A 26,573-nucleotide genomic window follows, 5' to 3' on the forward strand; every position below is an offset into this window, starting at 1 on the left:
ACCGCTCTGCAGCAGCCACCAGATGCTATAATCCCTCCTCCTGAACTCATTACTGCTGCAGGTCCAAGAAGCCCCTTCGCAAGATTGCGAGGGGCTTCTGGCATTCTTTTCCGGAGCAGCCTGTGGGTCCTTAAAGATATAAGATACAGCATATTGCAGAAGTCCTGGCTTCTGTGGCAAGCGGTAAGTAAAGGTACATTTTCCCTCCTGCTTGGCGGCATGTTACAATAATGCTGAAGCTATTATAGACAAGAAGGTGCCGCTGTTGTTTCATCCGACTGTGTTTGAGAATCTGAAGGTTGCTCTGGAGAATCAGATCTACGATTACGACAATATCGACGGGATTCTGGAGGTTACCGGCCGGACCGATGTGCTGGATCTGGCGGTCCTCGCCCGCGAATTCACGCTGTCTTTTAAGCTGAAGGGACCGGGTAAAGTGACCAGTGAAATTGTGCTGCGCTCTTCGGTAAAGGACCTTGGCGATGAGATTCTGGAGGTGGATGGCAGCACTCCCGGCTGCACCCTGCTGCTGCGTTTCCATATGAGCATCAGCGACGCGCCGGCGCAGTGTCCGGCCATTGAGAGTATCCTGGCCGGCTACTGGGGGCCGGAGCTGAAGCCGGAGCAGACGTTAAGCTTCCGCTTCGGCAGTGAAGCAACCTACGACAATTGCGTTACGCTTCCTTTCGGAAGACAAATCAACGAGGCGCAGATGGAAGACCTGCCGGAGCTACTGGAGACTCTGCTGCAATGCGCCGGAGAACTGGAGAATGTATAACGATGAAAGCCACTGAATCCATATTAAGCTTCATGCCCCCCGCCAAGGATAACCGCTGGTTCCGCTGGTACCTGATTTATGCGCTGGTCATTACGGCTCTGCTGTCGGTGTACCGGTTTGCCGTGCTGGGGGCGGAGTTCGACGTTGCCCTGCTGGGACGCTTTGCGCTGCTTGCGCTGGCCTTCTCGGGAATCGTCCACATCTGCGGCTGGTTCGGCGGCAAATGGGTCTGGCTGATTACGACGGCCGGGCTGATTGTCGGCTTCTACACCATGTTCCGTTATTCAGGCCGCGATATGTCCGGCTGGGAAGACCTGGCCAGCTTTGTGGCGTTTATGATGTTTGCCGCCGGCAGCTTCGTTCTGGGCCTGATCATTGAAGGCATACGCTGGCTGATAAACCGTTCACGCGGAGTCTAAACCGGCAACAGTCGTTCTGCCGGATTCTTTCGCATACCACAAGCGAGGTGTTGACCCGTGTCCACGTCCCTCCTGACCAAAAAAGCGCTCGCCCACTCCCTGAAGCAGCTGATGGAGCATACTCCGCTGAACAAAATTACGGTTAGGCATCTGGTCGATCATTGCGGGCTGAACCGGCAGACGTTTTACTATCATTTTCAGGATATTTTTGAGCTGCTGGGATGGATTTACAAGACAGAGGCGGTGGAAAGCATCGCCGGGTACCGCAGCTACAGTACATGGCAGAGCGGCTTTTACCGGATTTTCCGGTATATCGAGGATAACAAAGCGTTCTGTTACAATACGCTGGATTCCCTTGGCCGCAACCATCTGGATACCTACCTGTATGAAGTCACCCATGAACTGATTATGGGCGTCATTCAGGAGCTGGCGGGAGACATGCAGGTCAGTATGGAGGATAAGCGGTTTATTGCCAATTTTTATACGCTGGCCTTCACCGGCCTCATTATTCAATGGATGCGGGACGGCATGAAGGCCGAGCCGGATCATATGATCGGTCAGCTCAGTGCGCTGATTGAGGGGAATTTCCTGAAGGCGCTGCATAAATACGAGAACAAGCTGCCGTCGACCTCATAAGATGCCGGCTTGTTCTATTTTATCGAGGAGGATGGTTATGAGCGAGGATTTCTATTGCGACGAAGTGCTGAACGGCAAGACCCAGGTGAACAAGGTGCTGGAAACAGACAATGTGCTGGCCTACCATCATACCCGCCCCTTTTACCCCGTACATATTGTAGCCATTCCCAAACGGCATATCTCCTCACTGCTCACGCTTGATGAAAGCGACAATGAGCTGCTGCTGGAGCTGCTCGGCGTCATCACTCAGGTGGCCGCACAGGTCACGGAGCAATACGGCGCCTGTCGTGTGCTGACGAATCTGGGGCAATATCAGGACTCCAAGCATCTGCACTGGCATATTGCTTATGGCGAGCCGCTCAGATAACCACGGATTGGATAGCTTTCTGTCGGAATGCTAGACATTCAGACCGGTCTGACCAAAATCCGGACACTTGCCCTTTATTGCTTATACCTTCCATGGCAGCCTTGGATTACATTAGGGACGAGAAGTGCATTAGAAACCCTAGGGAGGCGACCTTTGTGAACAAAGAGTACGGTAACCGGCAGGTTTATTTCGTCGGCGGAGGCATTGCAGCACTCGCAGGAGCAGCTTATCTCGTCCGGGATTGCGGTTTTCCGGGACAGCACATTCATATTATTGAAGAAATGAAGGTTCTCGGCGGCAGCAATGACGGTGCAGGCAGCGCCGAACACGGCTATGTAATCCGCGGCGGGCGGATGCTGAACGATGAAACCTATGAGAATCTGTGGGAGCTGCTCCGTACGATTCCTTCCCTTGACCAGCCGGGGAAATCGGTCCGCGAAGAGATCACCGGGTTCGACAACGCCAACCCAACCCATTCGAACGCCCGGCTTGTGGACAAGAACGGCGAAGTGGTGGATGTGCTGTCGATGGGCTTTGATATGGCCGACCGGCTGGCCTTGGGCAAGCTGATAATTACGCCGGAGGCTGCTATGGGCAAGGCGCGGATCAACGACTGGTTCGGGCCGCATTTTTTCACGACAAATTTCTGGTATATGTGGGCGACGACCTTCGCCTTCCAGCCTTGGCACAGCGCGGCCGAGCTCAAAAGATATATGCTCCGCTTCATGCACGAATTCCCGCGCATCCAGACGCTTGAAGGCGTCACGCGCACACCGTATAACCAATACGATTCCATCATTCTGCCGCTGCAGTCTTATTTAGAGCCGTTCGGGGTGGATTTCAGCCTGAAGTGTACGGTGACCGATCTGGAATTCAAGGAAGGCGACAGCATCACGGTAACCAAGCTGAAGGTGGTGCGGCAAGGTGTGGAAGGGATGATCGAACTGGGCGGGGACGATCTGGTGATCGTGACCAACGGTTCGATGACCGAAAGCTCCAGCCTGGGCTCCATGACAGCGGCGCCGCGCCTGAACGGCAAGGGCAGCTCCTGGAAGCTGTGGGAGAACATCGCCGCCAAGAAGCCGGGGCTGGGCAATCCGGAGCCTTTTGCCGATCACATCGACGGATCAAAGTGGGAATCATTCACGGTCACGTTCCAGGATTCCAGGTTCTTCGACCTAATGGAAAAGTTCACGCGCAACCGTGCCGGCACCGGAGCACTGGTCACCTTCAAGGATTCGGGCTGGCTGATGTCCGTCGTGCTGGCCTTCCAGCCGCATTTCCGCAATCAGCCGGAGCATGTGCGGGTGTTCTGGGGGTACGGCCTCTATCCGGACAACGTCGGGGATTATGTGCCTAAGAAGATGAGCGAGTGCACCGGAGCGGAGATTATGGAGGAATTGATCGGGCATCTGCATTTCGGAGAGCACCGCGATGAAATTATGGCCACAGCCAACTGTATTCCCTGCATGATGCCGTTCATCACCTCCCAGTTCATGCCGCGCCTAGCCAGCGACCGTCCGAAGGTCGTGCCGGACGGCTCGACCAATCTGGCGTTCATCAGCCAGTTCTGCGAGATTCCGGACGATGTCGTATTCACCGAGGAATACTCCGTCCGGGCGGCCCGGCTCGCTGTGTACACCCTGCTGGGAGTGAACCGGCCGGTCGAGCCGATTAGGCAGTACCAGTACGATGTGCGGACGCTGCTGTCCGGGCTGGTAACCTCGTTCCGCTGAGCTAGCGCGGGCAGTGAGAAGACAAAAGCCTCTCCATCCGGCCTGGGGCCGGGCGGAGAGGCTTTCTTTTGTATATGACGCTGCGCGCATAATAACTGCTTATTGCATCAGATGCTGCAAGATCCGTCATCGCAGCCCTCGGCTGCATCGGCACCGGCCTTCGGCTGGCCGACGACCTGCAGCGCCGGGGCCTTCTGTTCCTCCGCCCAGACGGTATCCAGCACCTCGGAGAAGACCGGGCCGGGCTGGGCGCCGGAGATCGCATATTTGTTGTTGAAGACGAAGAACGGCACACCTGTAACATTCAGGCTCTGCGCAGCGGCGATATCGCCGTTCACTTCGTCCGCATACGCGCCGCTGTCCAGCGCAGCCTTGGCTTCAGCCGTGTCCAGACCAACCTCTGCCGCCAGCGAGATAAGCACTTCGCGGTCTCCGATATTCACACCGTCAGTGAAATAGGCACGCAGCAGCCGTTCCGAAATTTCCGGCGCTTTGCCCACTGTCTTGGCATAGTGGCTCAGCCGGTGCGCATCGAAGGTGTTGGTAGGCACCACCTGGTCAAAGTTAAATTCCAGCCCCACGCTCTGGGCCTGCTCCGCAAGCTGGGCGTTCATCGCCTTCGCTTTGTCGCGGGTCATTCCGTATTTGCCGGCCAGCATTTCGTGGATATCGCGCGTCTCATCGGTGCGCGCCGACGGATCAAGCTGGAAGCTGCGGAATACGACCTCCACCTGCTCCCGTCCGGCAAACTGGCTCAGCGCGTGCTCCAGCCGTCTTTTGCCGATATAACAGAACGGACAGGCATAATCGGACCATACATCTATACGCATGAATTGTTCCTCCTCAATAGTAAATGAATTTCAGTCACTTACTATTATATAGTTATATACCGAAAATTACAATGATCTGCAGCAACTATCCCCGCAACTTGTGTCTCAGCGTAAACATCAGCTGACGGCGTCCAGTAAATCTATGGACAACAGTGCGCCGTCCGCCTTGGATTCTTTCACTATCATCGTCAGCGGGCCATTTGGGAAAGGTACCGCCATGCGGTAAACTCCGGTGTGCTCATCGCTCTGTTCCGGTACTTCCTCCGGTTGATAAGCCCCTTGAATGCCTGCCTTGCTCAGCAGCTCAAGGAAGCTTCCAAAGTCTGCGCCTTCATACCGGCGCTGCAGGTTCTCCGTCCACGCCTCTGCATCCCAACCGGGTGCGGCCACCTTTACTCCGCCTCCCTTAATGTTCTCCAAGAGCAGGGCCACCATCCGCCCGTCACCTTCCTGCAGCGCACAGGCAAGCGCCACATACGCCCGGTTAAGCGTGGCGATACTGTTAATCCTGTTCTTAGCTGCAAGCAATCCGAACATGTTCTCCCTGGTATGCTCTGCAGTGAACCAATACGCCCGGACATCAGCGGGATTTACCTGGCTGGTCTGCGGGATGAGATACTCGCCATTCTCCGAAGCATGGAATACCGGAGCCATTCCAAAGCGCGAAGGGTATTGCAGCACATAGATTTGGCTGCCGTCGCCGCTGACCGTCAACTCGGCGGACAGCGGCTCGTACGGCTCCACATTTCCCGGCAGGATCGAAACAGAGCCGCCCAGGCTGGAATAATAGAAGCTGCCGTCAGCACCTGTCTCCCGGACCAGCCGGTACATGACCCGGCTCTTATGCAGCGCTGTGGCTGCGTTTGGATCCTCAGCGCGGTAATCCTCTTTCCACTGCCACGTAATATCCGCGACCCCCCGCAATTCACGGGGCTTCCGCTCTCCGCTCAAATCCGGCAGCGAAAGGGCGATGCTGTACCCTTCATCCTTCCACTCATAAGCGGTATACCTCTGATCCGAGGAATAGAAGACATCCGAGAAATCCGCATGGTAGGAGATGCCGGGAAGCGGCTCCATCTCTCCGGATGTAAATATGCTTAAATGCCTGCCGGTAGCTCCCATAATCCCCGCCGCAATGAGCACCGGCACCAGCAGCAATATTATCGCATGCTCTATTTTGCGGGGACGGAATTCGGCAACCGGCAGCTTCGGCACCTTTTCGCCGTCCTGCCGCAGCTTGTGCGCCAGCTGCTTCAGCAGCTCACCGATCAGCCAGGTCCCGGAGCAGGAGTAAACCAGCAGCGGCACTGCATAGCCCCACGGCGCCGGCAGGGAGAGCAGGGAACTGGCCAGCAGCGTACAGAGCAGCGCCAGAATGGTCAGCGGCAGAATAGCGTTGAAGTAGCGTCTGAGCAGGCGGGAGGCTTTGGCGAACGCCTCGTTTAGCGAAATATTTTGCAGAACAACAAGATAAGGGGCCAGTGAATAGAACATAAGGACAATAACCAGAAGAAGACCCAGCGGAAAGAAAAAGGACGACAGGAGTACAATGATTAGGCCGAATACGTTCAGCAGGAACGTCCAGGCGATCATATCGGCGAAATACTTCCTGCCGCAAGCGATCAGCGGAACAGCCCTACGGTTCAGAACCCATTCTTTCAGGCCGCCGAGATACATCCCCCGCACAAAGCTTTGCAGCACGGCAACCGCAATGGAAACTGCAAGGGTTACAAGCATAGACTCTTCGCCGGGCTGGAGATAGGTATAGGGAATTTTCAAATCGGCCAGTGAAGGCATATACAGCGGAACGGTGAGATTAAAGAAGATTTGCTCCTCCCCCGCTCCTGCCACTGCCTGGGAATACGGGTAGATGGAGAAGCCGTAATAACCCCCCAGTCCGAGGATTACGGTAATCAACACTTCAAACACCAATAACAGAACGATTATCCGGCTATAACCCATTTGTACCTCCTGGCCCTTATATCCATCTCATAAAAGGCTTATATTGGTCTACCTTAATAGAAAGTTTAACGGTGTTCAATCTTACGCCCCCTTTCCTCCACCTTACCATATCCAACCAAACTATTCAGTCTTTAGGTTGTGAAAAAAGTAAACCAAAGTGGTATATACGCTTCAAGCCGGTAGCAGGTACACTTAGAATAATGAAGGAACTCCGGAATCATCAGGAACATGCGGCCTCTCGCGCCGCGTTTTAGAAAGGAGCCGAAATGGCATGCATGATGTGTCGATTGTGATCCCCACCCGCAACCGTGTACAAGACCTCACCCTGTGCATTGAATCCATCGCCCGCCAGACCGAGCTGGAGGATGTCTCCATCGAGCTGCTCATTGTGGATGACGGCGACATTGAAGCAAGTACACTGGACTATTTCCGTAAGGTGCTGGGAGAGATGCCCGATGCCGAGCTGAAGTATTACCGCAAAACAAGACCGGGCGTCTGGCTGTCGCGCTATGAGGCGCTGGGGCTAATCGACGGCGAAATTCTGCTCAGCTTCGACGACGACGCCGAGCTGGACGACCCGCTCTATATCCGGCGGATGCTGGACACGTATGCCTCCGATCCGCAGATCGTCGGCGTAGGCGGCATCGCCAAGGGGCTCTCCAGCAGCAGCTCCGGCAAGCTGCTCGGACGGCTGACCTGCCAGATGTCAGCCTCTCCCGGACGGCTGTCGGCCAGCACGCTGGCCGGATCGCTGCTGCTGTGGGGCGAGACGGAGGAACCGTTCGAGACGGATTTCTTCCACGGCTGCAACATGTCGTTCCGCGCTGCGGCGCTGCGGGATATGAAGCCTTATCCGTGGATGACCAGCTACGCGGTGGCCGACGACATTTATATGTGCCATCTGGCCGGCAGGTACGGCAAGCTGGTAATCAACCCCGGGATGAAGATCACCCATCACGAATCGCCGAGCTCGCGCGACAAGGCCGGCCGGGTCGCCCGGGCGACGGCGGTCAACCACTACTACCTGCTGAATCTGCGCAAGGCTTCCCTGAAGAACTATGCCGCGCTGCTGTGGACGCTCAGCTATCTGACCGTCAAGTCAACACTGAAGCGCAACTTCAACGCTGTCAGCGGCTATGTCGGCGGCATCGCGTTCGTGCTCAATCCCCGCAAAAACAAATACCGGGAATACATGCTGGATTAACCTCCGCCTGCCTGCGACTACATTGAACACTTTCCAGCCACTTCCCCGAAAACTGTCTCTTTCCCCGCAAATCAAATAAAGACGTCCGCTGCCTGCGGCCGTCTTCATTTATTTAAAATCCTGTATGCCCACCCATTCATATTCAGGACATTTTATGGATGATCCGGAACAAATCATCCAGCGCACGCTGCAGATTTGCAACCTCTTCCCTGTCCAGTCCCGCCAATTTGGATTTCATCGACTCAAACAGCGTCCCCTGCAGCTCCTGAAGCCTCGACACGCCAGTCTCTGTAATCCGGATATGGATGATTCTGCGGTCCCCGGCATCAACTTCCCGCTCTACATCACCGGCGTTACACAGTTTATCGATAATCGGCGTCAGCTGCGGTTTGGCAATTTGAATCTCCCGCGCCAGCTCAGTCATCGTCGCAGAGCCTTGTTCCTTCAATAGGGTCAGCACGTGGATGACCAGCGGACTTACAATATGCCTGGTCTTCTGCTCATGCGGCCGGATCAGCTTGCGGTCCATAACCGTCAGCAGGGTAGACAGCCCTTTTGCCGCCTCGTTTATTTCCTGATCGCCCATTGCTCCCCCACCTTTTTTCCTTAAAATAAGATCGTTGACAATCTGCTACCTGTTCATTATGCTATTATAGTTAATAAAAGTGAACTATTAAATAATTAAACAAAAAGGTTGGAGGCACGAAAGCTTTGAAAGAACAGGTAGCAGTTGAAACACAGCCGGCATCCAGGCAGAAATATCTCGGCTCGACAGGAACTATCGCCTTTATCGCGCTGATGAACATGTTCATCCCGCTCTCGACAGACTTATACCTGCCGGCACTGCCGAAGATGAGCCAGTATTTCCAGAGCAACCCGGCGGTTACGAATCTTACGCTTAGCGTATTCTTTATCTTCTACGCGGCCGGGATCCTGCTGTGGGGTCCGCTCAGCGACAAGTACGGCCGTAAGCCCATCCTGATGGCGGGAAATGTAATTTATATTCTCAGCACCATCGCTTGCGCACTGTCCGGCAACGTATATATGCTGATCATTACGCGGGCGGTTCAGGGAATCGGGGCAGGCGCGGTTACAACGGTATCGGTAGCCATGGTTAAGGACTGTTTTACAGGGAAAAAGCGCGAGAGCATCCTGGCCGTCATCCAGTCCATTTCCGGCATCGCCCCGATGATCGCTCCGATTATCGGCGCATTCATCCTGTCCTTCTCCTCCTGGAGAGGCTCGTTCTGGACGCTGGCGGCGATCGGCGTTATTAATCTGGTATTGACGCTCTTTTACCAGGAATCACTTACGGAGAATGAGCGTTACAAGGGAACGCTGCTCGGCTCTATGGGCCGGCTGCTCGTGGTAGCCCGCAACCGCAGCTTCATGTATCCGGCAATTATTTTTTCCCTGCTGGCCCTGCCGTTCATGGGCTACATCGCAGTCTCTTCGTACATTTATGTAGATTATTTCGGCCTCAGTGAGCAGGTGTACAGCTATTTCTTCGCCGCCAACGCCCTGGTCTCCATTCTGGGTCCGTTCCTGTATGTCCGCTTCTTCAGTAAGATGAACAAGAAGATTCTGGCCACCGCCTGCTTCGCCGTAGCCGCGATCAGCGGCCTAATGGTAATGACGATCGGCACGCACTCGCCGGCGCTCTTCCTGCTGTCGTTCGTCTGGATGTCCCTGGCCTTCACCGCGACACGCCCGTTCAGCATGAGCCTCCTGTTCCGCCAGCAAAAAGGCGACACCGGTTCGGTCTCTTCGATCATCAATACGATGACCACGGTTCTCGGCAGCGTCGGGATGGCGGTGGCTTCGGTAGCCTGGGGAAATATTGTTACCGGACTGGGCATCCTGATCGTTGCCATGGGGCTGATCTCGGTAATCGGCTGGCTGGCATTCCTCCGGTCGCGCATTCCATGCGAAGGCGTCAAGGACGCGGCATAACCTTCTATTCGTCGTTGTTAGAGCATGCACAGAAACCTGTTTACCCATCCTGTTGCTTTGGGGGATCATCCAGCCTCCCGAGACGGGATGATGCTAAACAGGTTTTTTGCTGCTGTCTTCACCGCATTGTTACTTCAGCAGTCCTCCGGAAATGAACAGCACCATATGCTCCTTAATCACCGCTTTGTCCAGCGGCTCATGAGTCCGGTTCCATTCCGTAGTGAGCGCCAGATACATCCGCAGCATCATAAACGCCGCCACGCTGGAATCGCAAGGCTTGACTTCCCCTCCGGCAATGGCCCGGTCGATCTGCTGCTGCAGATAATCGAGGGCATAGCTTTCAATCCGCTTCACCCCTTCCAGCGCTTGGGCGGTTCCGATATCCCGGACCTCCTGCGCCAGCTTGACGAACAGCTCGTGGTCGGAGCGGAAATCGAGAATGGAATCCAGCAGATTCAGCAGCTTCTCGGTGAAGGTATGCTCCTCCTGCCCCACCCGGTTCATAATGGCGAACTGCTCCCGTGAAGCCTGGTCGAGAATCTCGGCGAAGAGCTCTTCTTTGGTTTTGAAAAACGTATAAATCGTCCCTTTGCCCACATTGGCGATCTTGGACACCTGATCCATCGTTGTCGCCTTGTAGCCAAACTGGACAAAAGACTGTGTAGCCGCCTGTAAAATTAGCGACCTGCGGTCGATAGACATTGACGATTCTCCTTTCCTGGCTGACGTTTAAGGATGAATTGACTGATTTCTTAGTCCGGTCAGCCGGGTCTTCCCCAATTTATCATGTCCGCATAGGAAAGACAACTTTGCACAATGGAAGGAGCCTGTCGCTAAAAAGCGCCGTCAGATGCGCTTCTCGGGAAAAAGTCACCAAACCGGTATCCACCGCAGCTTCATCTGGGGTATTATAGTAAAGATGTGATCACGAAACTACTTTATGGATGGTGGAACATGTTTAAAAACAAAAAAATGGCGCTCATCCTGACGGCAGCGGTTGTTATCGTTGTGGCTGCCGTCATTGTTATTTGGCAGCTTACCGGCAATGACGACAGCAGCGGCAGCGGCACCGCACCAACGGAGGAGACCGCCGGCGGCGCTGAAGTTGGCGAAGAAAGCGGCGTCAAGACCCTGACGCAGACCTTCTATATTTATGATACCGTCGTTAACATCAAGATCATCGGCGACAGCGCCGAGCAGCGGAATATGGACGATATCGCAGCCATGCTGGAGCGGATGGACACCGAGTTCAGCCGTACGAAGCAAGACGGCGAAGTCTATGCCGTCAACCAGGCTGCAGGCAAAGAGGCCGTAGCCGTCTCGGACGAGACGCTGGATCTGATCAAGCAATCGATCAAATACGGCGAAGAGATGGACGGGCTGTTCGATGTGACGATCGGACCGCTGGTCGATCTGTGGAATATCGGCAGCGACGGGGCAAGTGTTCCCGCCCAGGCGGACATCGATCAAGCTGTAAGCTTGACCAACTACAAGGATATTATCATCGATGAAGCCGCGAAGACCGTAAAGCTGGCCAAGGAAGGCATGGTCATGGACCTCGGCGGGATCGGCAAAGGCTACGCCGCCGACCGGATCGCCGATTATCTGAAGGAAGAAGGTCTGAACAGCGCCATGATCAACCTTGGCGGCAGCAGCATCATTGCGCTGGGCACCAAGCCGGGCGAGGTGCCATGGAACATCGGCCTGCAGGACCCCGACAAGAGCCGCGGCACCCAGATGGGCACGATCAAAATCGCCGATGAAGTCATCGACGCTTCCGGCGTATACGAGCGCTACTTCATTCAGGATGGCGTGCGCTATCATCACATCCTGGACCCGCGCACAGGCTTCCCGGCCCAGAACGGCCTGAAGAGCATCACCATCATGAGCCCGAACGCTACGGACGCGGATGCCCTCTCCACCGGCGTGTTCCTGATGGGCCTGGAGGACGGCATCAAATACCTGGAGTCTCTGCCGGAGAAGGTCGACGCCTTCTTTATCACCGGCGACAACAAGATTTACGCCACCTCGGGCATCAAGGACCGCCTGGTGCTGACCGATCCGACGTACAGCTTTGCCGAGCTGCCTTAAGGCGCCCGGCCGATTCCAAAAAGACCTTACTTCCACGGCATGTGGAGGTAAGGTCTTTTTATGTTGAAGTGGGCTTGCCCTGGCGCCTGGCCCTGGCAAAAACTTTACTGCGATGTGCTGAATCGCCGCCTATGGAGCTTCATTGTATTTTGTACAACTAAATCCACCGTATCGCTTCCACCTTGAGCTTTAACTGTATTTCATACAACTAAAACTACGGATATCCGCTCTATTTGCTCAGAACCGAAAAAATAACTGCACAAAATACACTTATGATGAGTTTGCTGCAAATACGTGCGATTTAGTTGTACAAATTACATCTATTAGTATGCTTGGTCAAAGAATTGCAACCGATGAAACAGCCCGCTGAACTCGCGGTAATTCCCGAACACATGGCTTGGCGTATGGCCCGTGTTCCCCGGCTTGCGGCCGCGCGGATTATACCAGCATACCCGCCAGCCGGCTGAAAGCGCACCGACGACATCATTGGCCCAGGTATCGCCCACGTAAAGCGAATGCTCCGGCAGCGTGTCCGTCTCCCGGTTGACATGGGCGAAGATCGCCGGGTCCGGCTTTGCCAGTCCGACGGCATCGGAGATAAAGATCAGCTCCGGCGGAATCAGCTTGTCGACGCCCAGCCCGCGCAGCTTGTTCATCTGGTGATCCTTGGGGCCGTTCGTAATGATGCCGACCTTATGCCCACGGGAGATCAGATCCCTAATCAGTTCTTCCACCCCGTCGATAAACCTGATGTCATATTGCCGGCCGATGTACGCAGCCTGAATACGCTCGGCCTCGCTGCGGGTAAGCCCGATGCCGAATTCGGCAAAAGCCAGCTCCAGCCGCCGCACCCGCGTCTCCTCCAGCTCCAACTCCCCGCTTAGATATTTCGGCCAGAGCACATCGCTGTGATGTCTTACCCGGTAGAACAGCTCCGCGTCATCCAGATGCCCGGCCCTCCCGCCAAGCACCTCGGATACCGCCTCCCGGAACGGTACCAGATGGTCGTAGAGCGTATCATCCAAATCAAAAAACACCGCCAGCTTGCCGTCCTTGTTACCGATGTTGCTGATATTGCCTATGTCACCGATGTTGCCGATATTGCTCTTATCGCTACCCGTCACAGCCATGCTCCTTACTTGTTCTTTTCTAACCGAATCAATAAAACCGGTTGTACGTCCAAAACTCCTCGTCGCGGATATATCCGTGCGCTTCGTAGAGCCGCTGGGCACTGTGATTGTCCGTCATCGTCGTCAAGGTGAGTCCCTTCGAGCCTGTCTCTCTGGCGAATTCCTCCACCCGCCGCAGCAGCAGCGAGCCGATTCCCTGACCGCGCAGCTCCGCTGCCACGAACAGGTCATTGAGAATCCACAGCTTCTGCAGGGTTACAGAGGAGAATGAAGGATACAAGTGGGCGAGCCCCACCGCACGCTTGTCCGGCCCTTCACCGGTGACGGCCGCGAACAGGACCGATTCCTCCGCTTCCAGCCGCTGCCTTAGAAACCGCTCTGCACCCTGCAAATCCGCTTCCTGTTGATAATACCTGCGGTAAGCATCAAATAACGGAGCAGCCAGCTCCACCGCCTCCGTGCTTATTTCTTCTACCCGATAGGTCTGCATAACTCTTTCCCACACTTTCCGGCAACCGCCTTTTTACCCCTATTCTAGCGGCGTATCCGGTTCAGGGACATGGAGAATATGCCGTTTCTTTTACACCTATATGCTTGAATCTACTCCCTGGAGTCATAGAAGACATGGCGGGCGCTGATCTTGCCGTCCTCAATGTCCAGCAGCCCGATGGAGTAGCGTTTCTCGCGGCGCTTGTCTGTGGCCGAGCCCGGGTTAAACAGCAGGATGCCGTTCTCCTTGCGCATCAGCGGCTGGTGCGAATGGCCGAACAGAATGCAGTCCACCGCTTCCCCCTCAAAAGCCAGCAGCGCATTGCCGTCCGTACCTTTGCGCGAATACGGCGCATGGCCGTGAATCATTCCGATGCGGGCACCCTCCAGCGTCAGCAGCTTGCGCTCACCGAACCTGCGGATGATCTCCGCCCCGTCGTTATTGCCGGCAATCCCTTCAACCGGTGCCAGCTGTGCCAGCAGGTCGTACACCTCCAGCGATACCCAGTCTCCCAGGTGGAGAATCAGGTCCACACCGCTGAATTCGTCAAGCAGCACCTGTGGCAATCCTCTGGCGGCGCTTGACATATGCGTATCTGAGACTACTCCTATTTTCATTCTGCTTCAGCTCCTGTTCTGCGCACATGCGTATTATCAGATTATTGTACGATTGGCAGCAGGCCGAAGCAAGTAAATGCGCTGTCCCTCCATGTTGTAGACCGGCTTAGTCCCGCCAGTTCCACAGCCGTACCTCACCGATCCGGATATTCTTCACCCAGGGACTTGCCTGCAGCTTCAGCAGCTCCTTGACCGGGCCCGTAATGACTGCGCCGTACAAATGAACCCCGTGCTTCTCCAGGTAGCTTAACGATTCGTCTACCTTCAGGAAAGGCGCAGCATTCCGGGAAAGGGTTTTATATTCTTGCAGCAGCCGCAGCGTCTTGAGAAAATTCTCCTCACGAAGTTCACCACTGCCGTATGCCTCAACGGAGGGGGATGTGGAAGAACTTGAGGTTACTCTGGTGAACCAGCCGCTTTTTTCGGTCGTTCTCGCCTGGACCGTCATATCATCAGCGTGCCAGATCGGATGGTAAGGAAACCCCAGTGGAGTGGTTACTACACCATTTTGAGCGCTGGTACCATCATCCGCGGCAAACCATACGGGCAGCACATTCAGCGGCTCCAGCTTTTTCAGCAGCTCATCCGTGCCGTATAACTGGTCAAAGGACAGATAGGCTTCTGCTACTGTACCTTCCGGAAGCTTCTCCAGCCGCTCCCACTCCCCGCTGTCTTCCATACCCTGTGACTGATTGTTCTGAGGAAAGATAAACATATGGTTCTGTGAGGTTTGTTCATCCGTCCAGTTATAAGTGCCCACACCTCCAAGCCCAAACAGAAGCCGGGTGGAATAGCTGCCTGCATCTACCTGATCACTCCCGACCTGCTTCAGCAGTCTCCCTGAGTATTCCATTCGGAAATAAACCTTGGAATTTGCATTTAAATGCACTGTTGTATTCGGGTGAGAGACAGCTATCGCCGAAGACAATACATCCCGGTACTGCGCCATCCGTTCTCCCGTACTATAGTAAACGGCTGTTATGATCGAGCTTAGAACTGTAAAAGCCAGAAAGACGGATAGCACAGTCATCGTATTTGAAAAACGCGCCTTCCACTTCCCCCGGCGGACAATCCGCTTTTCCCTGGAATGGCTTTTCTTCTTTGTCAAAGTATAATCGCCGCCTTGGGGTGCCACTTGGCCCCGATTCCATTCCGCCTTACGTGCAGATTGCTCATCCTCCTGCTCCATCAGCTCATCCAGATAACCTTGATAAACCTCCAGCTTCTCCAGCTCCTGCTCCACTTCAGCCCGTTCTTCCTCCGGCAGGCTGCCCTCACTGTATTTGCGAAGCTTTTCCTTGAATGCATCACTCATGTCCGCTACTCCTCCGTTCTCCTTCCCTCAGCTGCTGCCTTGCCCGGAAGATCAGTATTTTATATTGCGGCAGGCTTACCTCCATAATGGCAGCAGCATCTTTATACGCTATCCCGTGAAAATCATGCAACAGCAATGCGTGACGCTGGGCTTCCGGAAGACCACCGACAGCGGCAGCCAGCTCCTCCATCCTGCTCCGTCTCATAAATACCTCCTCCGTTGTCTCAGGATGGGGGAGGGCGTTGAAGTAACCGGCTTCTGCCGGAATACTTCGGCGCGCTTTGCGCATGTAATCAATAAATGCGTTGTAGGCTACCCGGAACAGCCAAGGTTTAATTTTATCCTCCCGGCAATCCTCCAGATATAAGTAGGCGCGGTAAAAGGTCTCCTGTGTCAAATCCTCGGCAAGGTGGTACTGGCGGCAGAGGGCGTACAAATAACGGTAAATGTCGTTGACATAGCTCTGGTAGTAAACATCCAGCGATTCCGAATTCATGCCCTCCCCCCTCACCCAAACCACGTTTCAGCCGCTCAAAAGTTACAGCCATCTCAAATCTTTTGGAGCCCAATGCATTTGCCCTATATTCGGTTAGAAAGAGCGGAACTTCCTGCACACTCGCCATCGCCCTATTTGGTCCCTTTGATGGCTGCAAGCGCTGCAGATTATTCATATGGGTAATTCATTTCCTTTCGAATGTTAAATTCCGGGTACGCCAAAAAGAGCCGCGGATCATCCTCTGATCCACGGCTCCCTTAAGAGTTCCCTGATAGCCGGCCTCACGGCCAAGATAAAATACATGCTGCGCACCTATACCGCAGGTGCATTCAAATATACGCTCACGGTATAGCCGGTGGCATCATGTCTCCCGGACGGGGCCGGCAGGATCAGATGTTCCGTATGCGGTTGTAAGCTGTTTACGTTCAGTCATGACCTTCCAGCCTCCCTTCATCTTTTCTAGAACTCATCATAAACGGGGGGGTTCCAATTTTGGCAACCCTTTTTCTTCCATGCTTCCGTTATTTGAATTTATGCCAATTCGGGTCGCTGTTCGCCAGCAGATGGGCAAAATCATTGTCCAGCCGCTTCTGCTCCGCTTTGCGCTGCTCTTCGGCGGCTTGCCGCGCAGCCTCCTTCTTGGCGTTCTCCTCTGCTTTGAGCGCATCCGCCTGCGCTTTCAGCTTGCTTAGCACATCGCTGCTCAGCATGTCCTTAAGCGTGGCCGGAGCATCCGCAGCCGCCGGGCGCGGAGCGCTTGCGGTCTTCTTTTTCTTGGCCATGTCGATCTTCCTTTCGGGCCCCCGGCTCAGCGCAGGCTGTTTTAGGGGCAGGTCATTTCGTTTATAATGTACAATAAGAGGTGAGCCTGATGAAATCAATAGATTTGTGTCCAAGGTTACAAAAAAGCATGGATATCATCGGCAGACGTTGGACGGGCTTAATCATCTATCAGCTGCTTCAAGGACCGCAGCGTTTCAGCGAGATTGAGGCCGCCCTCCCCATCAGCGGCAGGCTCCTGTCCGAGCGTCTTAAGGAGCTGGAGCAGGAGGGGATTGTTCTGCGCGAAGTATTTCCCGAAACCCCTGTAAGAATCCAATATTCCTTGACGGATAAGGGCCGCGCGCTGGAAACGGTCATCCGTGACCTGCAGGCATGGTCCGATGAGTGGATCAAACCGGGCGAGTGCCAGCCGGAGGCGGGCAGCCAGAGACCACCGGAATGACAGCCCGGCAACGGCAGTGTCCGGCAGCTACAGCTTGCGGCCGATAATGATCAGATCGCGCTTCACGCCGTCCAGTTCGGCGACGCCGGGCAGCAGCCCCCACTGCGTGAATCCGTATTTCCGCAGCAGGCCGAGGCTCGGCTCGTTATGGCCGAAGACAAAGCCGACGAGATTCTCCAGGCCCAGGCGCGGTGCTTCCTCCAGCGCCCGGGTCATCAATATTCTTCCGGCGCCGGTGCCGCGGTACGCCTCACCCACATAGATACTGATCTCGGCGGTCGCATTGTACGCCGGCCTTCCGTAAAAGGACTGAAAGCTGAACCAGGCCGCGATTTCTCCGTCCTGTCTCAGCACCCACAGCGGCCGGTGATGGCTGTTATGCTCATGAAACCACGCCAGCCGTTCCTCCACCGTCACCGGTTCCAAATCTGCCGTAACCATTCTTCCGGCCACCGTCGAATTGTAAATCGCCACAATAGCCGGCAAATCAGCAAGCGTTGCATCTTCAATACGGTAATCTTCCCAAGCCATTTATTGTTCCCCCTAGTACATATACATCTCATGCTGTGCTTTATTATTATACGCCTGCATGACCTTCTTCCGTAAGCCGGTGTTCCGGCAGTCCGGTCTGTTCCAGGCTCCACGACCAGAGCTGGTTAGCCGCATTCCTGTCCTTTGCCCGGGGTGTCAGCTCCTTCACTTGGCGGCGGTAGAAATACTCCCCCGTCACTTGCCGTAATTCAGGCGCGGTAGCCAGATAGATAGCGGTATCCGCCCCTTGCTCCGGCGTAAGAAAGACATACGACAGCAGCTTCAGCAGCGACCGCCCAAAGCCGGTCTCGCGATTGACGCCGATGCTGGTGCCTACCGCACCGGGATGCAGGCAATTAACGGTGACCGGCGTGCCGCGCAGGCGGGAGGCCAGCTCCCGGGTGAACAGGATATTGGCCAGCTTGGATCTGGCATACGCCTTAGCCGGATTGAATCCGCGGGCCAGCGTATGGTCATCCAGATGCAGCTTACCGATCTTGTAGGCCCCCGAGGCCACCACGACAATTCTTCCCTGCTCCGCCGCCTCCAGCCGCTCAAGCAGCAGATGAGTCAGCAAAAAATGCCCCAGATGATTGACTCCGAGATCGAGCTCATAGCCGTCCCGGGTCAGCTCCCGCTTGAGTGTAACTACGCCGGCGTTATTGACCAGCACATCCAGCACAGGATAAGCGGCGCCAAACTTCTCAGCAAATGTGCGGATGCTGGCGAACGAAGCAAGGTCAAGCTGCATCAGCGCAATGCGGTCCGAGCCGCTGCGCTGCCGCGCTTCGGCCAGCGCAGCTTCACCGCGTTCCCGGCTGCGGCAGGCCATGATTACATTTGCTCCCCTGCGGGCCATTTCAATCGTCGTTGCCAGCCCCATCCCGGAATTCCCCCCGGTGACCAGCACAGTCTTTCCTCTCATGGGCAGTCCTCCCAGCACCCGCGCACTCCAGCCGCCAGACAAGCTGCAGCCACTTCCGGGCAGATGTTTTAAGCTTATGTTACATCATTTGCGGCCCGCTAGAAAGCTCTGATATACACGCAGCGGCGGCTGCAGGCAGTAATTCGCCTATGCAGCCGCCGCTGTTTCTAATCCCGATTATTCCCAGTCCGGCTTCAGCGCAATGAGCCGGTCGTCCTCCGGCCCGGCCTCACCCCGGCCATCACCGTTGTTCGTAAGGAGATAGAGCGTGCCGTCCGGGCCTTCGGCCACATTCCGGATCCGGCCCCATTCGCCGCGGAACAGCTCCTGCACCTCAGGCTCTGCGCCCTCTTCCTCCGGCGAAATCCGCAGAACCTGCTCTCCCGCCAGATTAGCCACGAGCAGTTCGCCTGCCCATGGTCCCTGAGTGATGAAGGCCATGCCCGAAGGCGCCCATGTGTCCTCCCCGCTGTGCAGCAGAGGCGGCTGCATCCCGTCACCGCTCTCGCTGCCCTGGATCAAGGGCCAGCCGTAATTGGCCCCCGGTTCAATGATATTGATCTCGTCATGGGCGGATTGGCCATGCTCCGAGCTGAAGAGCACGCCCGTTCCGGGCTGCCAGGCCAGACCCTGCGGATTGCGGTGGCCCCAGCTGTATACCGGCGATCCCGGCAACGGATTATCCTGCGGAATAGAGCCGTCTCTGGTGATACGCAGTATTTTGCCGCCCAGGCTATCCTGCTGCTGGGCCAGCTCCGGCTCGTAACGCTCTCCGGTAGTGATATATAAGTATCCGTCGGGACCGAATCGGATCCGTCCGCCGTTGTGGTTACGGTCGCCGGGGATGCCGTCCAGCAGCACCTTATCAATCTCGGCCTGACTGCTGCCGATCTTCAGCCGCAGCACCCGGTTCTGCACGGCTTCCCCTTCGCTGCGGTAGGAATGATACACATAGGCATATTTGTTGTCCGCAAAATCAGGATCAAGCGCCAGCCCGAGCAGTCCGCCTTCGCCTTCGCTTGCAAACGGCTCCATCAGCGTAAGCAGCGGAGTCTGCCGCAACCGGCCGTTCTCAATGACCCGCAGGCTGCCGGAGCGTTCCGTCAGCAGGATGCGCCCGTCAGGCGTAACCGCCGTCTCCCAGGGCACATCCAGACCCGTAACCAGCACCTCGGCGGTATAAGGGAGCTCCGATGAACCGGAGACTTCCGCCGGGGGTTGCGGAGCGGCGGTCTGCGCCGCTTCCGAAGGCAGCGCAGAAGGCGAAGCAGCGCCGGGCTGTCCCTCCAGCCGCGGGCCGTTTGTCTCCAGGCGTTCCTCTACGCCTGCCTGATCCGGTGAAGCCGAGCAAGCCGTCAGCCCTCCCAAGAACAGGAGCAAAGCGCCGCGCAGCACATGAAGCCGTGCACCTTTGCCGGTTCTGCTCATAGCTTCCACCTCCCATCAGCTATTTTGCCCCTATTTACCCGGACTACCGTTTCGCTAAACCTCTATGGCAAACAAACCGGTTCACATATTTATGCATTACGTGCAGCCCGCAGAGGAATGGTCTATAATGAGAGCATTGCAGTTTTTGCCGTGGTAATGAAAGGGGATTATGGACAATGAATGAAGCATTGATCGTTCTGGAACGCAACATGGCGGACGGTAAGCTGGATGCGCTGCTTGTAACCGATCCGAAGCATGTCTACTATTTGACGGGGTTTGCCAGCAACCCGCATGAGCGGTTTCTGGGGCTGCTGCTGATCCGGGGAGAGGAGCCTGTCCTGATCGTGCCGGCGCTGGATGCGGAAGCCGCCCAGGCCGCTTCTTCCGTGAAGAGAATCGTAACCCACAGCGATACCGATAACCCTTATGAGTTGCTGAAGGCCCAGTTTGGCGGTACAAGCCCGCAGGCGCTCGGCATCGAGAAGGAACACTTCTCGGTAAGCCGCTTTGAACAGCTCGCTGCGTCTGTACCCGCAGGCAGCTTCAGTGACATCGGGCCTTGGCTGCGTTCCTTGCGTGCCAAGAAGACCCCCGAGGAAGTCCGCCGGATGAAGCATGCCGCCGAACTGGTGGAGGAAGTGCTCCGCCAGGGCCTTGCCCATGTCAAAGCAGGGGTAAGTGAAATCGAACTGGTCGCCGAGCTGGAATACCTGATGAAGAAAGCAGGCGCCGCCGGGCCTTCCTTCGATACGATGGTGCTCTCCGGCCCCAACACCGCCCTGCCGCACGGGGTGCCGGGAAGCCGCCGCATCCAGCCGGGCGACTTCCTGATGTTCGATATGGGCGTATACGCAGGCGGGTACGCTTCTGACATCACGCGTACCTTCGCAGTGGAGCATGTGGACGCCAAGCTTGAGGAAATCTACAATACGGTGCTGGCGGCCAATGAGGCGGGCCTTGCAGCCAGCCGGGCCGGAGCCACCTTCGGCTCGGTGGACAAGGCTGCGCGCGCGGTGATCGAGGCGGCGGGCTACGGGGAGTACTTCATGCACCGCGTCGGCCACGGCCTCGGCATGGATACCCACGAGTATCCTTCGCTGCACGGACTGAACGGGGATTTCATCGAAGCCGGCAACGTCTTCACCGTAGAGCCGGGCATCTATGTGCCGGGCCTCGGCGGTGTGCGCATCGAAGACGATGTGTTTATCACTCCCGAAGGACCGCAGACGCTAACCAGCTTTCCGAAAGCACTGACTGTGCTTCATTTGTAAAAGCGGCGTTCCGAAAATCAAAAAAAAACGCACAGGTGACAGCCCGGCGGGGCAGAACCTGTGCGTTTTTTTATAGGTGCGAAGACGCTTTACCGGCTGTCTGCTTCCCGTCCTCGGCAAAGCTGAAGGAGCGGGCGATGTACAGGATCGGTGTCCCGGCACCGGTCAGCACGAATTTGATCAGATAGGTGGTCAGCAGAATCTCAGTCCAGACCTTCCAGTCATAAATCCCGGCAAAAGCAATGGTGCAGAAGATCAGCGTGTCAACGAACGAGCTGACCATTGTACTGCCGTTGGAACGGATCCACATCTGGCGCGGGGTACCGTAATAGCCGCGGATCCAGGAGTACAGGCGCACATCGAGCAGTTGGCTGACGAAGTAAGCCGACAGGCTGGCCAGCGCCAGGCGCGGCATCAGGCCGAAGATCTTTTCCAGCGGCTCCTGGGCGAAATCCGAGGACGCAGGCTCAAAGAATAATACCATCTGCATGAGCGCCGTCGTCATCAGCAGCGTGAAGAACCCGAACCACACCGCTCTGCGCGCTTCGGCGCGCCCATATTTCTCGTTCAGCAGATCACTGGTCATATAGAGGGTGACATACATCGTATTGCCCAGCGTCATGACAATATCAAAAGGCATGACGATCGTTTTGGCCACCTGGATATTGGCGATTACGGTCGCAATACCGACCCAGGCGTAAAGCCCTTTTTTGCCAAACAAACGATAGCACACCAGAAAAAAGGCAAAATTGACGACAACAAACAAAATTCCCCACAGCAAATTAAACATGAAACCTGTATTCCTCCTAGTTTTGGTTACGCGGGATGGTTACGAACCGCGGTATTGGCCACTCTATCACATTTTAGTGATAATATGGGGCATGTCAAATCTAATTTTTGTCACACTTATTACAGAATAAGTATTATTTCAGTAAAAGGAATTAATAATTCGATAATTATTCGCAATTTTCAGAAAAAATTAGCTGACATCACCCTTTTTTCACTATTCAACCGGAGGTTAATTTTATAAAATAGTTATCACTAGTTTGCGTTAACAGAATTTTTACATAGTTTTCTGAAAAGGAGAGAAGCATTATGCTAGGCTTTAAAAACTCAATCGGCCGTAAATTTACAATACTATTATTTGTTGTTCTGCTGTTTACCTCACTCGCGCTGGGCATCAGCTTCTATTACAGTTCGATGAGCACGATCAACCAGTATGTGATGCCTCAGATTGACAAGCTCCTGACTTCTTCGGCCCAGGATATTTACAAGAATATGAATGTTACCCATGCCCGGCAGGCGCAGAGCAAGGGGGAGCAGGCGATTACCAACCTCAAGTTTTATTTTAAAGACAAGCTGACCCAGCATAAGGCCGAGACGATCTTCCTTGCTGATTTGAAGGAAGGCCAGGCCACCGTTGTTGCAGCGGATCAGACCTCCGAACTGGCCCAGGGGGAAGTTATCGCCGTGAATTCCGCCATGGAGCAGGCCTCCAAGGGAAAGCCGGGCATCAGTGATATCTACAGTGACAGCCACGGTGTACATAAGACGGCGTATGTCGGAGTTTCCGGCAGCACGCTGGTGATCGGAGTCAGCTCCGACGTCGGTTTCGTGAAGGATAAAATCAGCAGCATTCTCTGGAACACCGCAGGCATTACCCTGCTGGCGCTGGTGATCGGGCTTGGCGCCTCCATCCTGATGAGCCGCAGAATCACCCGTCCGCTCTCCCAGCTTATCAGCTACAGCAACAAGCTCGCAGCCGGGGATTTCACGCAGACGCTGACGATTCGCAGCAAGGATGAGGTCGGCCAGCTCTCTGCAAGCTTCGGCAGGATGGCCGAGCAGCTCAAGCAAATGATCGGGCAGGTGCTGGGTACCTCCCATAGTGTCATCTCCGACGCCAATGATTTGAAGACGCGCGTAGATGTGCTGCGTGAGATGGCCGCTCAGTCCTCCCGGTCTGTGAAGGAGATCAGCAAGGGCAGCACGACAATTGCCAGCAGCGCGCTGGAAAATTCGCGGGCGATGGAAGAGATCAACATCGGCATCCAGCACATTGCTTCCGCTGCCGGTGAAGTTACTGAGCAGATCAGCGAAGCTTCGGCCGAAGCGGGCAGCGGCAATGAAATTGCCCAAACCGCCGCCCGGCAGATGCAGCAGGTCGCGCTGGCTTCCGGCAAATCGCTGGAGCAATTCCGCTTGATGAATGAACGTTCTCTGATGATCGGCGAAGTGGTTCAAGGGATCACTGAAATTACGAAGCAGATCCAGATGCTCTCGCTGAACGCTTCGATTGAAGCGGCCCGCGCAGGCGAGCACGGCCGCGGCTTCGCCGTCGTCGCAGGCGAGGTCCGCAAGCTCTCCGAACAGTCCAAGGAATCCAACGAGCAGATCCGCGAGTTTCTGCTTGGATTGCAGGAGGATATGAACCGTTCCGTCTCCGAAATGAACCATGTCAACCAGGAGATCGTCTCGGGCGCCGGCAAGGTCAGCGAAGCGGGCGATGCCTTCAGCCACCTGCTGATCCTGATTCAGAGCATTAATCACAGCGTGCAGTCCGTGTCGGCCGCCACGCAGGAAATCTCCGCCGGTACCGAGGAGGTCAGCGCCTCTGTCGAGGAGACGGCCCAGATTACCGAGAAGTCGCAGACCAGCGCCGATACGCTGGCCCGCAATTCGGCCCGGCAGGATGAGGAGCTGGAAGGACATACGCAGACGGTGGAGCATCTGCATGAGCAGGCCATCCGGCTGCAGGAAGCCATGAACCAGTTTAAGATTTAAGTCCGGGTGAGCTGGGCTGATCGGGCTTTACATACGCTGAATCTGCAGTGAATCTGCATGGTTCCTGCAACTCGTTCAGGCTTAACTGCATTCTGTACACTTATTTCTATCGCAACACACTGATAATCCGGTATAGCTGCATTCTCTGCAGCTATACTCCAGGCCAACCGCCGAAATGACTGAAGTAGCGGATTATAGTTGTATGAAACGCAGCTATTTCATGCATAGCCACTTTCAAAGGCAGATTTAGCTGTACATAATGCAACTAAGCGCAGTACCATTTGTTGCTGGGACTAGCACACAACAACGGCGCCGGGGAAATACAAATCCCGGCGCCGTTTTGTTGTGTTGTCAGATATTCCTCACCAATAATCAGATGCTGGCCCCTAATGCCGCGGCGCCCATAATATTACGGAAACGCCGACTACGCAAATCGCCGCGCCGATCCAGTCGTACAGATCCGGCGTCTTCTTGTCCACCAGCCAGCCCCACAGTACGGCCAGCACGATGAAGACCCCGCCGTAGGCGGCGTACACCCGGCCGAAAGAAGGGAACTTCTGCAGGGTCGGGATCACGCCGTAGGCGATGAGAACGACTGCACCGGCGAGCCCGTACCAGAGCGGGCGGCCTTCCCGCAGCCAGAGCCAGACCAGATAGCCGCCGCCAATCTCGGCGAGCCCGGCCACAATAAACAGCAGCACCGCAGCAGCCATGCTCAGCTTTCCTTCCGGGGCAAGCCCATGATTTCATAAACGGCACCCATATTCAAATTGGCGCTTACTGCATCGGCCAGCCGGTCAAATTCCCGCTCGCGCAGCGCAGCGGCTGAGAAGCTCGCCGATAACGGCGCCAGGCCCTTGCCCTGGCGTAATCCGTCCAGCCACGCCCGGCGCAGGCTATCATTATGAAACACGCCGTGCAGGTAGGTGCCCCATACGCTGCCGTCCGGCGTACCCCAGCCTTCGGGCCGGCTGCCGCCCTCCGGCTCCTCCAGCAGGAAGAGGCTGCGCAGAGCAGCGGGCTCCCGGTTCACCGTGGCTCCCATATGAATCTCATAGCCGCCGACCTGCCGCTGCCCCGCCTGCCCGCCGGCAACGCCGGTGCCGCTGGTGCCGCCTAGCCGCAGCGGATGCCCGTCCGCCAGTACGCCTTGGGCACGGACGGTGGTCTTCTGCGGCAGGAAGGTGGTCGACAGCGGCAGGTAGCCGAGTCCGGCGCTCTCCGCCGGACCGGAGCTTTCCACGCCGTCCGGGTCCAGCAGCTCTGTACCCAGCATCTGATAACCGCCGCAGATGCCAACCAGCTGCTGCGTTCCGCGGGCCAGCGCCTGCGCAATCGCTTCAGGGAAGCCCTGTTCGCGCAGAAACGCCAGGTCAGCGGCCGTATTCTTCGTTCCCGGCAGGATGACGGCATCCGGCGTTCCCAGCTCAGCAGCCGTCGACACGTAGCGCACCGCGGTATCCGGCTCCGCCTCCAGCGGATCGAAGTCGGTGAAATTGGAAATCCGGGGATAGCGGATGACGGCGATGTCCAGGTCCTTATCCTCATCCTGATCCCGCTTGCCGCTCAGGCTGTCGAGCACGACGGAATCCTCCGCCTCGATCCGCAGCTGCGGCAGATAAGGCAGCACGCCCAGTACCGGGATGCCCGTGCGTTCCTCCAGCCAATCAAGCCCCGGCTGCAGCAGCGATAGATCGCCGCGGAACTTATTGATAATGAATCCCTTGACGCGGGCCCGCTCATGCGGTTCCAGCAGCTCCAGGGTGCCGACCAGAAACGCGAACACGCCGCCCCGGTCGATGTCCGCAACCAGCAGCACCGGCGCATCGGCCCAGCCCGCCAGGTTCATATTTACGATATCCCGCGACTTCAGGTTAATCTCCGCCGGGCTTCCTGCGCCTTCGATCAGCACGGTGTCGTATTCCGCGCGCAGCCGGTCCAGGGCGGCCAGCACCGTCTCCTTGGCCTCCGGCAGAAACTCCTCGCGGTATTCCCGCGCGCTGAGCGCCGTGTGCGGCACACCGTGGACAACGATCTGCGCACTCATATCGCCGGATGGCTTCAGCAGAATCGGGTTCATATCGGTGGTCGCCGTAATTCCGAAGGCATCGGCCTGCATGCCCTGGGCACGGCCGATCTCCTTGCCGTCTGCGGTGACATAGGAATTGAGCGCCATATTCTGCGACTTGAACGGCGCCGCCCGGTAGCCGTCCCGCGTCATGATCCGCCCGATGGCAGCGGTGACGAGGCTCTTGCCGACATCGGAGGCCGTTCCCTGCAGCATCAGCACCGCCGCCGGTCTGCGGGGCGGCGCTTCCTTCATGCCTTGCTCCTTCAACATTTCCTTCTCCCCGCTCTCTTCCTGCTGCCGTTCTGATGGCCAAG

Annotated in this window: 27 protein-coding genes; 11 read left to right on the top strand and 16 right to left on the bottom strand. The window is 56.1% G+C overall.

Annotated elements, in window-relative coordinates:
• Positions 1-256: 256 nt before the first annotated feature.
• The 5 genes from F1381_RS00735 to F1381_RS00755 all read left to right on the top strand — a co-directional run bounded on the left by F1381_RS00735 (position 257) and on the right by F1381_RS00755 (position 3,936).
• Positions 257-778, top strand: a complete 522-nt coding sequence (locus F1381_RS00735; RefSeq protein WP_343043364.1) for a hypothetical protein — start codon at positions 257-259, stop codon at positions 776-778.
• A 2-nt stretch (positions 779-780) separates the two neighbouring features.
• The gene (locus tag F1381_RS00740; RefSeq protein WP_151732918.1) at positions 781-1,197 is read left to right on the top strand and encodes a hypothetical protein; all 417 of its coding nucleotides are present in this window, start codon (positions 781-783) and stop codon (positions 1,195-1,197) included.
• Between the two features lie 57 nt (positions 1,198-1,254).
• Positions 1,255-1,833, top strand: coding sequence for a dihydroxyacetone kinase transcriptional activator DhaS (gene dhaS / locus F1381_RS00745; RefSeq protein ID WP_151732919.1), 579 nt, complete (start codon positions 1,255-1,257; stop codon positions 1,831-1,833).
• Positions 1,834-1,870: 37 nt separating this feature from the next.
• A complete protein-coding gene (locus F1381_RS00750; RefSeq protein ID WP_151732920.1) occupies positions 1,871-2,200 on the top strand; it encodes an HIT domain-containing protein in 330 nt (109 codons plus the stop codon).
• A gap of 155 nt (positions 2,201-2,355) precedes the next feature.
• A complete protein-coding gene (locus F1381_RS00755) occupies positions 2,356-3,936 on the top strand; it encodes an oleate hydratase (protein WP_151732921.1) in 1,581 nt (526 codons plus the stop codon).
• A 107-nt stretch (positions 3,937-4,043) separates the two neighbouring features.
• Here the strand turns inward: F1381_RS00755 and F1381_RS00760 are convergent, their stop codons facing one another.
• Positions 4,044-4,766, bottom strand: coding sequence for a DsbA family oxidoreductase (locus tag F1381_RS00760; RefSeq protein WP_151732922.1), 723 nt, complete (start codon positions 4,764-4,766; stop codon positions 4,044-4,046).
• Between the two features lie 117 nt (positions 4,767-4,883).
• Positions 4,884-6,728: a hypothetical protein gene (locus F1381_RS00765; protein ID WP_151732923.1), complete on the bottom strand. Its 1,845-nt coding sequence runs from the start codon at positions 6,726-6,728 to the stop codon at positions 4,884-4,886.
• Positions 6,729-6,999: 271 nt separating this feature from the next.
• On the opposite strand from F1381_RS00765, the gene F1381_RS00770 reads away from it, so the two are divergent.
• Positions 7,000-7,932, top strand: a complete 933-nt coding sequence (locus F1381_RS00770; RefSeq protein WP_151732924.1) for a glycosyltransferase family 2 protein — start codon at positions 7,000-7,002, stop codon at positions 7,930-7,932.
• Positions 7,933-8,074: 142 nt separating this feature from the next.
• On the opposite strand, the gene F1381_RS00775 is transcribed toward F1381_RS00770, so the two are convergent.
• Entirely contained in the window at positions 8,075-8,518 is a 444-nt protein-coding gene (locus tag F1381_RS00775) for a MarR family winged helix-turn-helix transcriptional regulator (RefSeq protein WP_151732925.1), read from the bottom strand.
• Positions 8,519-8,643: 125 nt separating this feature from the next.
• On the opposite strand from F1381_RS00775, the gene F1381_RS00780 reads away from it, so the two are divergent.
• On the top strand, positions 8,644-9,885 hold the full coding sequence (locus F1381_RS00780; protein ID WP_222850411.1) for a multidrug effflux MFS transporter: 1,242 nt from the start codon (positions 8,644-8,646) through the stop codon (positions 9,883-9,885).
• 129 nt (positions 9,886-10,014) lie between these two features.
• On the opposite strand, the gene F1381_RS00785 is transcribed toward F1381_RS00780, so the two are convergent.
• Positions 10,015-10,587: a TetR/AcrR family transcriptional regulator gene (locus tag F1381_RS00785; RefSeq protein WP_151732926.1), complete on the bottom strand. Its 573-nt coding sequence runs from the start codon at positions 10,585-10,587 to the stop codon at positions 10,015-10,017.
• Positions 10,588-10,839: 252 nt separating this feature from the next.
• On the opposite strand from F1381_RS00785, the gene F1381_RS00790 reads away from it, so the two are divergent.
• A complete protein-coding gene (locus F1381_RS00790) occupies positions 10,840-11,976 on the top strand; it encodes an FAD:protein FMN transferase (protein WP_151732927.1) in 1,137 nt (378 codons plus the stop codon).
• Positions 11,977-12,299: 323 nt separating this feature from the next.
• Here the strand turns inward: F1381_RS00790 and F1381_RS00795 are convergent, their stop codons facing one another.
• The 6 genes from F1381_RS00795 to F1381_RS00825 form a co-directional block, all read right to left on the bottom strand.
• Positions 12,300-13,100, bottom strand: coding sequence for an HAD family hydrolase (locus tag F1381_RS00795; protein WP_246187856.1), 801 nt, complete (start codon positions 13,098-13,100; stop codon positions 12,300-12,302).
• A 34-nt stretch (positions 13,101-13,134) separates the two neighbouring features.
• Positions 13,135-13,611, bottom strand: a complete 477-nt coding sequence (locus F1381_RS00800) for a GNAT family N-acetyltransferase (RefSeq protein ID WP_246187857.1) — start codon at positions 13,609-13,611, stop codon at positions 13,135-13,137.
• 95 nt (positions 13,612-13,706) lie between these two features.
• Complete coding sequence (locus tag F1381_RS00805) at positions 13,707-14,213, bottom strand: metallophosphoesterase family protein (protein ID WP_151732930.1); 507 nt, start codon at positions 14,211-14,213, stop codon at positions 13,707-13,709.
• A 106-nt stretch (positions 14,214-14,319) separates the two neighbouring features.
• A complete protein-coding gene (locus F1381_RS00810; RefSeq protein ID WP_151732931.1) occupies positions 14,320-15,528 on the bottom strand; it encodes an anti-sigma factor in 1,209 nt (402 codons plus the stop codon).
• On the bottom strand, positions 15,521-16,024 hold the full coding sequence (locus F1381_RS00815; RefSeq protein ID WP_151732932.1) for a sigma-70 family RNA polymerase sigma factor: 504 nt from the start codon (positions 16,022-16,024) through the stop codon (positions 15,521-15,523). Before F1381_RS00815 ends, F1381_RS00810 begins: the two co-directional genes overlap by 8 nt.
• A gap of 521 nt (positions 16,025-16,545) precedes the next feature.
• Positions 16,546-16,806 carry a YqkE family protein gene (locus F1381_RS00825; RefSeq protein WP_151732934.1) on the bottom strand — a complete coding sequence of 87 codons (261 nt, stop codon included), beginning with the start codon at positions 16,804-16,806 and terminating at the stop codon, positions 16,546-16,548.
• Between the two features lie 89 nt (positions 16,807-16,895).
• Between F1381_RS00825 and F1381_RS00830 the strand changes: the two genes are divergently transcribed.
• Positions 16,896-17,249 carry a winged helix-turn-helix transcriptional regulator gene (locus tag F1381_RS00830; protein WP_151732935.1) on the top strand — a complete coding sequence of 118 codons (354 nt, stop codon included), beginning with the start codon at positions 16,896-16,898 and terminating at the stop codon, positions 17,247-17,249.
• A gap of 27 nt (positions 17,250-17,276) precedes the next feature.
• Here the strand turns inward: F1381_RS00830 and F1381_RS00835 are convergent, their stop codons facing one another.
• The 3 genes from F1381_RS00835 to F1381_RS00845 all read right to left on the bottom strand — a co-directional run bounded on the left by F1381_RS00835 (position 17,277) and on the right by F1381_RS00845 (position 20,133).
• Complete coding sequence (locus F1381_RS00835; RefSeq protein ID WP_151732936.1) at positions 17,277-17,780, bottom strand: GNAT family N-acetyltransferase; 504 nt, start codon at positions 17,778-17,780, stop codon at positions 17,277-17,279.
• A gap of 46 nt (positions 17,781-17,826) precedes the next feature.
• The gene (locus tag F1381_RS00840) at positions 17,827-18,705 is read right to left on the bottom strand and encodes an SDR family oxidoreductase (RefSeq protein WP_151732937.1); all 879 of its coding nucleotides are present in this window, start codon (positions 18,703-18,705) and stop codon (positions 17,827-17,829) included.
• Positions 18,706-18,882: 177 nt separating this feature from the next.
• Positions 18,883-20,133 carry a PQQ-dependent sugar dehydrogenase gene (locus F1381_RS00845; RefSeq protein WP_151732938.1) on the bottom strand — a complete coding sequence of 417 codons (1,251 nt, stop codon included), beginning with the start codon at positions 20,131-20,133 and terminating at the stop codon, positions 18,883-18,885.
• A 176-nt stretch (positions 20,134-20,309) separates the two neighbouring features.
• Here F1381_RS00845 and F1381_RS00850 point away from each other — a divergent pair, with 176 nt between their 5' ends.
• Complete coding sequence (locus tag F1381_RS00850; RefSeq protein WP_151732939.1) at positions 20,310-21,404, top strand: M24 family metallopeptidase; 1,095 nt, start codon at positions 20,310-20,312, stop codon at positions 21,402-21,404.
• A gap of 70 nt (positions 21,405-21,474) precedes the next feature.
• Here F1381_RS00850 and F1381_RS00855 read toward each other — a convergent pair whose 3' ends face one another.
• Entirely contained in the window at positions 21,475-22,194 is a 720-nt protein-coding gene (locus F1381_RS00855; RefSeq protein ID WP_151732940.1) for a queuosine precursor transporter, read from the bottom strand.
• A 305-nt stretch (positions 22,195-22,499) separates the two neighbouring features.
• Here F1381_RS00855 and F1381_RS00860 point away from each other — a divergent pair, with 305 nt between their 5' ends.
• Positions 22,500-24,188 (top strand): methyl-accepting chemotaxis protein, encoded by a 1,689-nt coding sequence (locus F1381_RS00860; RefSeq protein WP_151732941.1) that lies wholly within the window; start codon positions 22,500-22,502, stop codon positions 24,186-24,188.
• A gap of 386 nt (positions 24,189-24,574) precedes the next feature.
• Here the strand turns inward: F1381_RS00860 and F1381_RS00865 are convergent, their stop codons facing one another.
• Both F1381_RS00865 and F1381_RS00870 read right to left on the bottom strand, forming a co-directional pair.
• The gene (locus F1381_RS00865) at positions 24,575-24,901 is read right to left on the bottom strand and encodes a YnfA family protein (RefSeq protein ID WP_151732942.1); all 327 of its coding nucleotides are present in this window, start codon (positions 24,899-24,901) and stop codon (positions 24,575-24,577) included.
• Between the two features lie 2 nt (positions 24,902-24,903).
• Positions 24,904-26,529 carry a cobyric acid synthase gene (locus F1381_RS00870; protein WP_246187858.1) on the bottom strand — a complete coding sequence of 542 codons (1,626 nt, stop codon included), beginning with the start codon at positions 26,527-26,529 and terminating at the stop codon, positions 24,904-24,906.
• Positions 26,530-26,573 lie beyond the last annotated feature (44 nt).

The organism is Paenibacillus tengchongensis (assembly GCF_008973665.1).
Classification (GTDB): Bacteria; Bacillota; Bacilli; order Paenibacillales; family Paenibacillaceae; genus Paenibacillus_AQ; species Paenibacillus_AQ tengchongensis.